The 12,664-nt window shown below is 64.5% G+C and carries 11 protein-coding genes; 6 read left to right on the forward strand and 5 right to left on the reverse strand.

What is annotated here, in order from left to right:
* Positions 1-20: 20 nt before the first annotated feature.
* Entirely contained in the window at positions 21-1,271 is a 1,251-nt protein-coding gene (locus BJ997_RS11605) for a sarcosine oxidase subunit beta family protein (RefSeq protein WP_035837264.1), read from the reverse strand.
* 108 nt (positions 1,272-1,379) lie between these two features.
* Between BJ997_RS11605 and BJ997_RS11610 the strand changes: the two genes are divergently transcribed.
* The 4 genes from BJ997_RS11610 to BJ997_RS11625 all read left to right on the forward strand — a co-directional run bounded on the left by BJ997_RS11610 (position 1,380) and on the right by BJ997_RS11625 (position 4,977).
* Positions 1,380-2,048 (forward strand): GntR family transcriptional regulator, encoded by a 669-nt coding sequence (locus tag BJ997_RS11610; RefSeq protein WP_035837263.1) that lies wholly within the window; start codon positions 1,380-1,382, stop codon positions 2,046-2,048.
* A 183-nt stretch (positions 2,049-2,231) separates the two neighbouring features.
* A complete protein-coding gene (locus BJ997_RS11615; RefSeq protein ID WP_035837262.1) occupies positions 2,232-2,570 on the forward strand; it encodes a bifunctional 3-phenylpropionate/cinnamic acid dioxygenase ferredoxin subunit in 339 nt (112 codons plus the stop codon).
* Positions 2,571-2,585: 15 nt separating this feature from the next.
* Positions 2,586-3,836: an NAD(P)/FAD-dependent oxidoreductase gene (locus tag BJ997_RS11620; protein WP_236629029.1), complete on the forward strand. Its 1,251-nt coding sequence runs from the start codon at positions 2,586-2,588 to the stop codon at positions 3,834-3,836.
* Between the two features lie 7 nt (positions 3,837-3,843).
* Positions 3,844-4,977 carry an aromatic ring-hydroxylating oxygenase subunit alpha gene (locus tag BJ997_RS11625; RefSeq protein ID WP_035837261.1) on the forward strand — a complete coding sequence of 378 codons (1,134 nt, stop codon included), beginning with the start codon at positions 3,844-3,846 and terminating at the stop codon, positions 4,975-4,977.
* A 1-nt stretch (position 4,978) separates the two neighbouring features.
* Here BJ997_RS11625 and BJ997_RS11630 read toward each other — a convergent pair whose 3' ends face one another.
* Positions 4,979-5,785, reverse strand: coding sequence for an IclR family transcriptional regulator (locus BJ997_RS11630; protein ID WP_035837260.1), 807 nt, complete (start codon positions 5,783-5,785; stop codon positions 4,979-4,981).
* A gap of 84 nt (positions 5,786-5,869) precedes the next feature.
* Positions 5,870-6,742: a formyltetrahydrofolate deformylase gene (gene purU / locus BJ997_RS11635; protein WP_035837282.1), complete on the reverse strand. Its 873-nt coding sequence runs from the start codon at positions 6,740-6,742 to the stop codon at positions 5,870-5,872.
* A gap of 102 nt (positions 6,743-6,844) precedes the next feature.
* Here purU and BJ997_RS11640 point away from each other — a divergent pair, with 102 nt between their 5' ends.
* A complete protein-coding gene (locus BJ997_RS11640) occupies positions 6,845-7,648 on the forward strand; it encodes an IclR family transcriptional regulator (RefSeq protein WP_035837259.1) in 804 nt (267 codons plus the stop codon).
* A 202-nt stretch (positions 7,649-7,850) separates the two neighbouring features.
* A complete protein-coding gene (locus tag BJ997_RS11645) occupies positions 7,851-10,319 on the forward strand; it encodes a GcvT family protein (RefSeq protein ID WP_183323468.1) in 2,469 nt (822 codons plus the stop codon).
* A 35-nt stretch (positions 10,320-10,354) separates the two neighbouring features.
* Here the strand turns inward: BJ997_RS11645 and BJ997_RS11650 are convergent, their stop codons facing one another.
* Both BJ997_RS11650 and BJ997_RS11655 read right to left on the reverse strand, forming a co-directional pair.
* On the reverse strand, positions 10,355-11,125 hold the full coding sequence (locus tag BJ997_RS11650) for a 3-hydroxybutyrate dehydrogenase (RefSeq protein ID WP_035840715.1): 771 nt from the start codon (positions 11,123-11,125) through the stop codon (positions 10,355-10,357).
* A 97-nt stretch (positions 11,126-11,222) separates the two neighbouring features.
* Positions 11,223-12,629: an MFS transporter gene (locus BJ997_RS11655; RefSeq protein WP_035840713.1), complete on the reverse strand. Its 1,407-nt coding sequence runs from the start codon at positions 12,627-12,629 to the stop codon at positions 11,223-11,225.
* Between the last annotated feature and the right edge of the window lie 35 nt (positions 12,630-12,664).

A 12,664-nucleotide genomic window follows, 5' to 3' on the forward strand; every position in this document is an offset into this window, starting at 1 on the left:
TCCTTCTGGTCTGGTGAGCTTTAGTGGGCGACGGCGGCTGCGCCGTGCTCGTCGACGAGGTGGCCCGTCACAAACCGGTCGAGGCCGAACGGCTTGACCAATTCGTGCGGCGAGCCGGTGGCGATGGTGTGGGCGAACACATCGCCGACCCCGGGGGTAGCTTTGAACCCGCCTGTGCCCCACCCGCAGTTCAGGAACAGGTTTTCGTAGGGTGTCAGACCGACGATGGGAGAGGCATCCGGTGTCACGTCCACGACTCCGCCCCAGGTGCGCAGCAGGTGTGCGCGGGCGAAAACGGGGAAGAGTTCGACCGCCGCGGCCATCTGGCGCTCGATGATGTGGAAGGACCCGCGCTGACCGTACCCGGTATAGGCATCGACACCGGCGCCCATCACCAGCTCGCCCTTATGGGCCTGGGAAACGTAGACGTGCACGGCGTTTGACATCACGATCGTGGGGTGGACCGGTTCGAGCAGCTCAGAAACCAGCGCCTGCAAGGGATGACTCTGGATGGGAACGCGGATGCCGAGGGTGTCGGTCAGGGTAGACGTGTGGCCCGCCGCCGCGAGTGCCACGCTGCCGGCCCCGATGTCGCCGCGGTTGGTGCGAACACCCACCACGCGATCACCCTCCGTCAGAAATCCGGTGACTTCGGTGTCTTGAATGAGATGCACACCCGCTTGGCTGACGCGACGGGCGAACGCCCAGCCCACGTAGTCGTGCTTGGCGATGCCGGCCCGCGGCTGGTAGGTGGCCCCGAGTATGGGGTAGCGAATGTCAGAGGAGATGTTCACAATGGGGCACAACTCCCGAACTCTCTCGGTGTCCACCCATTCGGCGTCGATCCCGTTGAGCTTGTTTGCCTCCACCCTGCGGTGCGAGTCACGCACGTCCTGCTGGGTGTGTGCGAGGTTGAGCACGCCGCGCTGGCTGAACAGAATGGGGTAGTCCAGGTCTTCCTCGAGCCCTTCCCACAGCTTGAGCGAGTGCTCATAGATGGCCGCGCTGGCGTCCCACAGGTAGTTGGACCGAATCAGGGTGGTGTTCCGGGCCATGTTGCCTCCCGCCAGCCATCCCCGCTCGATCACGGCGATGTTGGTAATGCCGTGATTTTTCACCAGGTAATGGGCCGTGGCCAGCCCATGCCCACCGCCACCGACGATCACCACGTCGTAGTTGCGCTTGGGAATGGGGTTCTCCCAGAGGAAGTCCGGGTGCTCCGGCAGTTCGGATCCCGGTGTGGCGGGCTGTCCAGCCGTCTTCGCGACCACGTGGGGTCCCTTCTGTCATCCAACTGATATATCAGGCTTGCGTCGAATAGTATGGGCTCCTCCGGCACGGTGTCAACACGCCGTCGTCATCCGAGCAGAGGGGCCACCATGGCAGGCAACACGGAGGTTCGGCCCCACGATGCGGCCGGCTCACTCGCCGATCGCGCGTACGCGGTACTGCGTGATCGCCTCATCGTGCTGGACATCGCCCCAGGCTCTCCCATCAACGACGAACGCGTCGGCACAGAGTTGGGCCTGGGCCGCACGCCGGTTCGAGAGGCACTGAAGCGCCTCGAAGCCGATCATCTGGTGGCCGCGTATTCCCGGCGCGGCACATTCGCGACACCGGTCGACATCACCGATCTGGCCGAAATTTCGGAGATACGCGAACGCCTGGAGCCCCTCGCTGCTTCCCGGGCCGCCCGATTGGCGAGCCCTGCGACCCGCGCCGAGTTGCGTGCCCTCGCCGACACGCTGGAAGAGCGGGGACTCCAGTCGGGCGACCCACGGGACGCGATGCGCTATGACATGCAGGTGCACCGCAGCATCTACAGCGCTTCCGGCAGCCGCCACCTCGAGGACACTCTCGTTCGTTACGACAATCTGGCAACGCGCATCTGGTGCGTGGTACTCGACCGGCTTCCCTCCGTGAGCGAGCACGTGGTGGAGCACATCCACTTGCTGCGGCTCATAGCGGATGGCCATGCCGACGCCGCAGAGGCGGCAGCGCGGCAGCACGTCGTGGAATTCGAAAGACTCATCCGCAGCGTGCTCTGACCTCCAGCGCGCCCTGAACTTCAGCCGAGGAATCCGTTCCACGAGTCCACCATGTTTCGGGCAGATCAGCGTTTCGCGCCAATTGGCCCGATCCGGCCTTTTTGCTTGACAGCACTGCAGATATCGCGACATTCTGTTGCGTACTACGAAGCTTGTTGTCATTACTGCGATCAGGACCCATCTATGCGAATTTGTTCCTTGGCCGACCTTGCGCCGGGTGTAGCCCTGCGGGTCGACACCGTGAGTCCCCCGATCGCCGTCTTCCATACGGAGGACGGCGAAGTCTTCGCGGTCGACGACACGTGTACGCATCAGGACGCCTCCCTCACGGACGGCTGGTTGGAGGGGTGCGAGGTGGAGTGCCCGCTGCACGCCTCCCGGTTCGACCTGCGCACGGGACGAGTTGACGCTCCCCCGGCCAAGCGCGGCATTCGCACGCATGCCGTTACGATCACCGACGGGGATGTCCATGTGCTGATCTCAGCGGCCGAACCCAACCTGCCTCCCGGCGTTTCGTACTGAGGCGCGGCGCACCAGGTGAGCACGGATCACGCCGGAACCGCCGCGAGCGGTCTGAAGTCGGTCACGATCGTCGGGGCGAGTCTCGCCGGCCACGCCAGCGCCCGGGCGCTCCGGGCTCAGGGCTTCGACGGGCGCATCACCATGATCGGCGACGAGGTGCACCGCCCCTATGACCGACCACCCCTCTCCAAGGAGTTCCTGACCGGCAGGGCGACCCTCGAGGACCTGGCGCTGGAAGCCGACGACGAGCAACTCGACGTCGAGTGGATCCTCGGCACGCGCGCGCTCAGCCTGGATTGCCCGGAACGCCTCGTCACCCTGTCGACCGGCCAGAGCGTGCGCTCTGACGCCGTCATGATCGCGACCGGGTCCGTTGCCCGCCGATTCGACCGGATGATCGACGGTGTGCATACTCTCCGAACCGTCGAGGACGCCGTGGCCCTGCGCGCCGACCTGGTACCCGGTGCGCGACTCGTCGTGGCCGGGTCCGGGTTCATCGGTCTCGAAGTCGCCTCCGCAGCCCGCGCTCTCGGCGTCGACGTCACCGTGCTCGGATCCTCGCAGTGGCCGCTCTCTCGGACATTCGGCGACACAGTCGCCGCCACCGTTCAACGCCTTCAGGAGAGCCGGGGTGTGCGAGTGCGAAACAACGTCATCGTCGACGCCGTGCTGGGAACCGACCGGGTCACCGGCGTTCGGCTGTCGACCGGCGAGCAGATCGACGCCGACGTGGTCGTTCTCGGTATCGGGTCCCGTCCGGCGGTGGGTTGGCTGGGCGAGTCCGGTCTCGACGTGCGCGCTGGCGTCGTTTGCGACGAATTCGGGGCAACTGCGGCTCCAGGCATCCTGGCCGTCGGTGACTGCGCAGCCTGGTTCGACCCGATTCGCGGGCGCGCCCACCGGATCGAACACTGGACTGATTCCCGAGATCGTCCCTCCATCAGCGTTGCTCGGTTGCTCTCGGGGAGAACGCCCCGGCAGGGGCTGCGCCCCAGCTATCTCTGGTCTGACCAGTGCGGCTCCCGCATTCAGTTCGCCGGGCGCCTGCTCGGCGGCGAAGAGCTCACCATCGAGGCGGGAGGCGTGGAGACCGGCGACCTCCTGATGGTCTACCGGCGAGGAGGGAACCCCGTTGCCGCTGTCGGTTTCAACCAGACTCGCCTGATGGCGCAGTGGCGCAAAAGTCTCACCGTGTCGGCAGCATCCGTCTCGCCCCCGGCTACCGTTCCGGTGGCCGAACCCCTTTCTCAACCTTTCGGAGCGTGAATCCACCATGATCATTGACCAGTTAGCCACCCCGCTGCCCGGCTCCCTGCTGTCGACCTTGCCGGGATCGGCGTACACGGATGCCGCGATCTTCGCGAGCGAACAGGAGAAGATCTTCGAGAAGATGTGGTTCTGCGCCGTGCGAGCCAGTGACGTGGCCGTTCCCGGAGCCTTCAGAACCATCGCTGTCGGGCGGGAGTCCGTCATCGTGAGCCGCAACCGCAAGGGAAAGGCCCGCGCCTTCTTCAACGTGTGCCGACACCGGGGCATGCAGATCTGCTCGGGGGAAGACAGCGCCGGCAGACGCACCTTCCAGTGCGGATATCACGCGTGGACGTACGACCTGGACGGTGTTCTCATCGCCGCGCCTAACCTCACCAAGATGCCCGACGTGGATCGCGCGGACCACGGCTTGCGCCGCGTCGCGGTGCGGGAGTGGCTCGGCTACATCTGGGTCTGCGTCGCCGACGAGCCGCCATCCTTTGACGAGACGGTTCTCGGCGAAGTGGTCGATCGCTTGGGTGAGGTGTCGAACCTGGACAGGTATGCCGTTGACACGCTCGCCATCGGGCGACGGATCGTCTACGACGTGAAGGCCAATTGGAAGCTCATCATCGAGAACTTCATGGAGTGCTATCACTGCGCTACGATCCATCCGGAGCTCACCGAGGTGCTCCCGGAATTCGCCGACGGTCTCGCTGCCCAGGCCTTCGTCAACCACGGCGCCGAGTTCGGCGCTGAGATCAAGGGATTCACCATCGATGGTTCCGTCGGACACGACCTGTTGCCGGGCGTGGGCGCCGATCAGGCCCGCAAGTACTACGCGATCACCGTGAAACCGCAGGTGTTCATCAATATGGTGCCCGACCACATCATCTTCCACCGCATGTACCCGGTTTCACCGGACCACACCATCGTGGAATGCGATTGGCTCTACCTGCCCGGCGTGGTCGAGAGCGGGCAAGACCTCACGGCGTCTGTCGAACTGTTCCACAGGGTGAACAGCCAGGACTTTGACGCGTGCGAGCGCACCCAGCCCGCCATGTCGTCGCGCGTCTATCGCGATGGAGGTGTCTTGGTGCCAGCTGAACACCACATAGCTCTCTTCCACGTGTGGCAGCAGCGGATGCTCACGACGTGATTCAGCCGCGGTAGCCCATGAGCGCACTCACGCTGTCGGCGGCGGCCACCACGTCGAGAGCGTGTTCGGCCATGACCTCCGCCGACCACCGATAGGCCGGGCCGGATGCCGAAAGTGCGCCGATGACGGTACCGTTCGCTCCGAAGATGGGCGCTGCAATCGCATTGAGGCCGTCTTCGAGCTCACCCAGGGTCGTCGCCCAGCCCTCGGCCCTGACGCGGTCGAGTTCGGTCCGCAGCAGGGTGGGGTCTGTGATCGTGTGCTCCGTGAAGCGAGCGAAGCCAGACTCAAGACCGACCGCCGGTGCGAGGTGCGGCCATGCCAAGAGCACCTTCCCAGAGCTCGTCGCGTGCAGGGGGGTGCGTCGACCGACCCAGCTATCCACCCTGACTGCCCCCGTACCCTCTGCCTGGTAGACATTGACCGCGCTATCGCCCTGCCGAACGGCCACATTGACGGTTTCGCCAATTAGGGCCGACAGCGCGGTGCACGCGTCCACGCCCTGTGTCGAGATCTCGAGGGTGCCGGTGACGGCTTCGGCCAGCCTCAGGATGTTCAACCCGAGGCGATACCGTCCACGTGCGCCCGCGAGCTCGACCATACCCCGAAGTTCCAGCACCGCCAGCAGGCGGGAGATCGTCGACCGATGCACGCCCACGATGTTCGCGACCTCAGACACGCTGGCATCGCCCGCGCGCGCGATGATCTCAAGAACGGTGACGGCCCGATCGACGGACTGGGCTCCAGTATTCTCGCCCGCCGTGACGGGCGAGGCGCTGGCGTCGTCACCTTCTCTGTCATTGCTCACGCCCCCATCTTTTCACCGAAAGCGCCTGGGATTCTCACGACACGTTCACGTCGACTCCGCACGCTTCGGGTCGTCCACTCTCGGCTAGCGAAAGACGACCGTCCGATTGCCGTTCGGGAAGACCCGCCGCTCGCTGTGCCATTGCACCGCACGCGACAGCACCTGGGTCTCGACGTCACGTCCGGCAGCGACCAGCTCGTCGGGTCCCAGGTTGTGATCCACCCGTACGACATCCTGCTCGATGATGGGGCCCTCGTCGAGGTCGTCGTTGATGTAATGCGCGGTCGCACCGATCAACTTCACGCCGCGGTCATGCGCCTGGTGGTAGGGCTTGGCCCCCTTGAAGCTCGGCAGGAATGAGTGATGGATGTTGATGGCACGCCCGGACAACGCGTGACTGGTCTCCGGCGAGAGCACTTGCATATACCTGGCGAGCACGACCAAGTCGATATCGTGTTCGGCGATCACATCGAGCAGCGCGGCCTCGGCGTGCACCTTCGTGTCCCGGGTAACCGGCAGGTGCAGGTACTCGATGCCGTAGCTCTGCACCAGCGCCGCGTGATCGGGATGGTTAGACACGACAACGGGCACATCGATATTCAGGGTGCCCATGTTGTGGCGGAAGAGCAGATCGTTCAGGCAATGCCCGAATCGACTCACCATGATGAGGGTGCGCGTGCGGGTCGCGCTGTCCACCAGGTCGAAGGTCATCTTGTTTCGGGCCGCCACGTCAGCAAAGGCGGCCACGAGACCGTCGACGGAGGGCACGGCGCCGACGAAGTCGAACTGAATCCGCATGAAGAACCGACCCGTCCGTCGGTCATCCAGCTGGTGACTGCTCATGATGTTGGCGCCGAATTCGTTCAGGAAACGCGACACGTCATAGACCAGGCCGGGGCCGTCCTGGCAGGAAAGGGTCAGGATGTACTCTCGACCGGGTTCGCGGAGATGAGGCATGGCGTCCTTACGATCGTCGTATGATGCATGATACGCAACATGACGCAACATGCGCAACGTTTTCGTGCAGATGGCCGAACGCCGCACGATAGAATCGTGCCCATGGCCACCGATGACGCCCTCAAAGCCAGCCTCGTCCAGTCGGTCGACCGAGCATTGGACATCCTGGCGATGCTCGCCACAGACGGAGAATTGGGCGTGACCGAAATGTCGCGCACCCTCGATGTGCACAAGTCCACGGTGTCGCGTCTGGTCGCCACCCTGGAACACCATGGCCTCGTGGAACAGCTGTCAGACCGCGGCCGGTACCAGCTCGGACTCGGACTCGTTCGGCTGGCAGGAGCCGCGAGCGGGCGACTCGACCTGGTCACCGAAAGCCGCGCCCTGATCCGTGAGCTTGCGACACAGACCGGAGAGACCGTCAATCTCGTCAGCCTGTCGGGGCTGGAAACGCTCTACCTCGATCAGGCCTCTGGTGGATCCGCCCTGCAGATTCACAACTGGCTCGGCAAACGCAATCCGGTCTACGCAACGGCGAACGGCAGGGCGCTCCTCGCGTGGCGCGAGACGGCGGAGATTGATCGCCTTCTCGGCGGCCTCCTCGACACCGACGGAGCCTTTGCTCCCCTCACCAGCCACACCGTGACAGACCCGGCCGCCCTTAGCGCCGAGTTGGCCCGCGTGCGAGAACTCGGTTACGCCGTCGTTGTGGACGAGCTCGAGCTGGGCCTCACCGCGATCGCCGCCCCGATCCATGGCACCGACGGAACCGTGATCGCCTCCCTGTCGGTCTCCGGCCCGAGCTTTCGCCTCGTGGCCGAGCGGGTCGAGACAACTGCGGCCCTTCTGGTCGCAGCAGCAGCGAGAATTTCCTCGCGCATGAGGCACTTCCCGTTTGCCCCCTGACACCACCGCGGACCGCGACGCGGTCACCCCGGCGGCGAACCGCTGATATATGTCGGTGGCGTTAAGACTCCATGCCAGGCGTCACGAAAACTCAGATAGTCCTTGACCTGAACCCCGTGTGACCACCACGATGTTGCTTAGGAAGCAACATGATGCGACATATGCAACAAGTCGCGTTCTCAACCGAGGGAATGAGTGGAACATGGTGAAGAAGGCGCTGGGCGGGCCATCCGTTGTCATCATCGGGGGTGGTGTCGTGGGCGCGTCGGTCGCCGACGAGCTCACCCTCCTCGGCTACACCAACGTCACCGTCGTCGACGCGGGGCCGCTGCCGGCAACCGGGGGCTCGAGTTCGCATGCCCCCGGCGTGGTCTTTCAAACTAACGGCACTCAGGTCATGACGGAATTCGCTCAGTACACCGTCCAGAAATTCGGGTCTCTCCAGTGGCAGGGTGATCCGTGCTACCTGCCGGTGGGCGGGCTCGAGATTGCCACCACTCCCGAGCGAGCCGCCGAGCTGACCCGACGATTCGGATACGCCGAAGCCTGGGGCGTCGAGGGCGCCCGACTGCTCGACGCCGCCGAAACGGTTTCGACCTGGGACCTCCTGGACCGGGACACGGTGCACGGAGGGCTCTTCGTTCCGGGGGACGGTATCGCCAAATCCGTCCGCGCCATCGCGGCACAGTTGCACAGGGCGGTGTCCCGCGGGGCAACGGTTCTCGATCGACATGAGGTCGTCGGCATCACCCAACTCGCCGGACGGGTCACGGGAGTGGATACCGATCAGGGGCATCTCGCCGCCGACATCGTGGTGTGCTGCGCCGGCATCTGGGGCCCCAAAATCGCCGCCATGGTGGGGCAGCGCCTTGCGCTGACACCGCTCGCACACCAGTTCGCCTGGACCGGCGGAATAGCCCCGCTTGCCGCCCGCACGACCGAGGCCGTGCGCCCCGTGCTCCGCCACCAGGACGCTGCCCTGTACTACCGGGAAAACGGCACCGGACTCGGCATCGGCTCCTACCGACACCGCGCCATGCCCGTGGAGGTCGATGACCTCACCCACTGGAACGAAACGGGAACAGAGCCATCGGTGCTCCCATTCACGCCGGAAGACTTCGAGTTCGCGCTTGAAGAAACGGCACGAATTCTGCCCTCGACACGGGGCATCGAACTGGCCACACCGTTCAATGGAGTCTTCTCCTTCACCGTCGACAACATGCCGCTCATGGGCCCGCATGCCACCCTCGATGGATTCTGGTTCGCAGAGGCCGTCTGGGTCACGCACTCGGCCGGAGTCGGAAAAGCCATGGCCGAATGGATCGTCAACGGGCGCTGCAGCTCATTTGACCTGCACGCCTGCGACATCAACCGATTTGAGAATTTCCAACTCGGTCCGGCGTTCGTTGCGGCGACCGATTCACGCAATTTCATCGAGGTCTATGACATCATCCACCCGCTCAAGCCTCGTGAGCACTCCCGCATGATGCGCACGTCACCCTTTTACCCTCGCCAATACGAGCTGGGCGGCGCATTCCTGGAGGCCAACGGGTGGGAACGGCCGCACTGGTACGCCGCGAACGACGCCCTACTCACGAGCGACCGCAACACAGGCTGGAATGTACCGGAGCCCGACGCCTGGGCGGGGCAGCACTGGTCGCCCACCATCGCGGCCGAGGCGATGATCACTCGAACGGATGTGGCGCTCTACGATATGACAGCGTTGAAGCGGCTCGAAGTGAGCGGTCCTGGCGCCACCGAATTTCTGCAGGGAATCGTCACCGGAAACGTGGCACGTGCAGTCGGGTCCGTCACCTACTGCCTGATGCTCGACGATGCCGGCAAAATCCACTCCGATATCACCGTGGCTCGGCTTGGTGACGAACTGTACCAGGTGGGGGCGAACGGGGCGATCGACCTCCATTGGCTGCGCCGCAGCATTCCGGAAGGCTCCGCCGTGCAGGTGCGGGACACGACTCCGGGTACCTGCTGCATCGGAATTTGGGGTCCGAAGGCACGTCTCGTGCTGGAGTCGCTCACCGATGCCGATTTCTCGAACGCCGGCTTCAAATACTTCACCGCGCAGCAGGCGTACCTCGGACTGGTTGAGGTCACGGCCATGCGCCTGTCCTACGTTGGCGAACTCGGCTGGGAACTCTACTGTTCCGCCGACCAGGGCCTCGCCCTCTGGGATTTGCTGATGGAAGCCGGAGCAGAGCACGGCATCATTGCAGCGGGACGCGGCGCATTCAATGCCCTACGGCTGGAAAAGGGCTATCGCTCGTTCGGGTCGGACATGAACTCCGGCCACTCGCCGGCCGAGGCCGGACTGGAATTCGCAGTACGGATGGCCAAGCCGGAATTCGTCGGCAAGAACGCCTTGGTCGCTGCGCCAGGGCCCTCCCAGCGACTCTGTCTCCTGCTGATTGACGATGAGAACGGAATCGTTCTGGGCTCGGAGCCGGTGTACTACGAGGGCGTTGCCGTGGGGTACGTCACCTCGGCCGCGTACGGCTACACTCTCGGCACTCCACTGGCCTATGCCTGGCTGCCCACCGGGGTGGGCGAGCCAGGCACGAGCGTTGACATCGGGTACTTCGGACGAAGAATTGCGGCGACCGTAGCCGTCGAGCCCGCCTTCGACCCTGAGGGCCTTCGCATCCGCTGCTGACCGGACTGCCTCGCCGGGCTCGTGGGGCCGGCTGGCTAGCGCGCCGACCAGCCGCCGTCCATGGTGTAGCTCGATCCTGTCACCATGGCGGCGTGGTCGGAGGCCAGCCAAGCCACGAGCGACCCGACCTCAGCCGGTTCCACGAGTCGCTTGATAGCCGCCTCGGTCAGCATGATCCTACTGAGCACCTCGGATTTGGGGATCCCGTGAGCGAGGGCTTGATCGGCGATCTGCTTCTCGACCAAGGCCGTGCGAACGTATCCGGGGCTCACGCAGTTGCTCGTCACCCCGTGTTCGCCACCCTCGAGAGCCGTCACCTTCGATAGTCCCTCTAGCCCGTGCTTGGCCGATACGTACGCGGCTTTGAAGGGAGAGGCCCGAAGGCCGTGCACGGACGACACGTTGATGATTCGGCCGAAGTTCCGCTCATACATCTGCGGGAGCGCGGCACGGATCAGGAGGAACGGCGCTTCGAGCATCAAGGCGAGGATGCGGCGAAAATCCGCCGGGTCGAAGTCCTGAATGGGATTGATTCTCTGGATCCCCGCGTTGTTTACGAGAATGTCAACCCCGTCCATCGCCGCGGCCAGGCCTTGCTCGGCGAGTTCCTGGGTGTCGAGGAGGTTGACGGCCCAGCTCGAACCCTCAACCTCCTCGGCGAGCGCTGCGGCACCGTGCGAGTCCATGTCCGCGACAATCACGTGTGCGCCCTGCCCGGCGAGCGCGCGGGCAACGGCGGCTCCGATACCGCTCGCTCCCCCGGTGACCATGGCGCGCTTGCCCTCGAGCGATCGGCCGACCGACATCTCACGCGTCTGGGAACCGGCGGCCGCGTGTGACTCGTGCAGTGTGGTGGTCATGAGTTGTCCTTCGAGGTGCGTTGTGTTGTCGCGGACACGGTATCTATTTCAGGGCCGGTGCGGGGTCGAGGCCGTGCTTGCGTGCGTCGACGGCATCGACTTCACGCAGGGACACGCCCTTGGTCTCCTTGAGCGTGACGACCGCCACGACCGTGATGGCACACGCGATCATGATGTAGATCGCGACGGGCACCCAAGAGTTGTACTTTTGCAGCAGAGCAGCTGCGATGATCGGCGCCATCGAACCGGCGAGGATGGAGGTGACCTGGTAGCCCAGGGACACACCCGAGTAGCGCATGCGTGTCGGGAACATCTCGCTCATGATGGCCGGCTGGCCGGCGTACATGAGGGCGTGGAAGCACAGGCCCACCGTGATGGCCAGGACGATCAGCACCGGGTTCAGTGTGTCGAACATGGGGAACGCGAAGAAGGCCCACGTCGACCCGAGCACGGCGCCGGCGAGATAGACGGGCTTGCGACCGAGGGCATCTGAGAGACGCCCGACCTGTGGGATCACGAGGAAATGCACGACGTGCGCAATGAGCAGGGCGAGAAGCAGCTGGCTGGTGTCGTACTGGTGCACCACCACGAGGTAGACGATGGAGAAACTGACGATGATGTAGTACAAGATGTTCTCGGCGAAACGCAGGCCCATGGCTCCGAGGATGCCCTTCGGGTACTTGCGTACGACTTCGAGCACACCGTAGTTGACGGCCTTGTCTGCCTCGACCTGCGCACGAGCCTCGAGGAAGATCGGGGCTTCGCTCACGTGGGTGCGGATGTAGTAGCCGATGATCACGATGATCGCCGAGAGCCAGAAGGCCACGCGCCAGCCCCAGCTGAGGAACTGGTCGGCGGGAAGCAAAGTACTCATGGTCAGCAGTACGAGGGTGGCCAGCAGGTTGCCGACCGGGACAGCGGCCTGGGGCCAGCTCGACCAGAAGCCACGCGACTTGTTCGGGCTGTGCTCGGCGACAAGCAGAACGGCGCCACCCCACTCGCCTCCGACGGCGAATCCCTGAATGAACCGCAGCGCCACCAGAAGGGCCGGGGCCCAGTATCCGATGGTGTCAAATCCCGGCAGGCAACCCATGAGGAACGTGGCGACACCGACCATGACAATCGTGACCTGCAGGGTGTGCTTGCGGCCGAGGCGGTCGCCGATCTGACCGAAGACGATGCCGCCGAGCGGGCGGGCGATGAATCCGACGGCGTAGGTGACGAACGCCGCGATGATGCCGTCGAGTTCGCTGCCCGCGTTCGGGAAGAAAACATGGCCAAAGACCAGGCTTGCCGCAGTGGCGTACAGGAAGAATTCGTACCACTCGACAACGGTGCCCACCATGGAGGCGGCGACGACCTTCTTCAGGCCGGAGGTCTCGGTGACCGCCCCCTGTTGCTTTCCCGTCTTTCCGGGCTCTGCGGCCCCGACTCGCTCATTGACGCTCATGTTTGGTCTCCTTCAGTGTCTTCTCTGACACTCTC

Origin of the sequence: Cryobacterium roopkundense (genome assembly GCF_014200405.1) — a bacterium.
In the GTDB taxonomy this organism is placed as follows: domain Bacteria; phylum Actinomycetota; class Actinomycetes; order Actinomycetales; family Microbacteriaceae; genus Cryobacterium; species Cryobacterium roopkundense.

Bases quoted from the DNA above. Each gene is read 5' to 3' on its own strand.
- BJ997_RS11610 (WP_035837263.1), top strand. From the start codon at position 1,380: ATGGCAGGCAACACGGAGGTTCGGCCCCACGATGCGGCCGGCTCACTC.
- BJ997_RS11615 (WP_035837262.1), top strand. From the start codon at position 2,232: ATGCGAATTTGTTCCTTGGCCGACCTTGCGCCGGGTGTAGCCCTGCGG.
- BJ997_RS11625 (WP_035837261.1), top strand. From the start codon at position 3,844: ATGATCATTGACCAGTTAGCCACCCCGCTGCCCGGCTCCCTGCTGTCG.
- purU (WP_035837282.1), bottom strand. From the start codon at position 6,742: ATGCCTCATCTCCGCGAACCCGGTCGAGAGTACATCCTGACCCTTTCC.
- BJ997_RS11640 (WP_035837259.1), top strand. From the start codon at position 6,845: ATGGCCACCGATGACGCCCTCAAAGCCAGCCTCGTCCAGTCGGTCGAC.
- BJ997_RS11645 (WP_183323468.1), top strand. From the start codon at position 7,851: ATGGTGAAGAAGGCGCTGGGCGGGCCATCCGTTGTCATCATCGGGGGT.
- BJ997_RS11650 (WP_035840715.1), bottom strand. From the start codon at position 11,125: ATGTCGGTCGGCCGATCGCTCGAGGGCAAGCGCGCCATGGTCACCGGG.
- BJ997_RS11655 (WP_035840713.1), bottom strand. From the start codon at position 12,629: ATGAGCGTCAATGAGCGAGTCGGGGCCGCAGAGCCCGGAAAGACGGGA.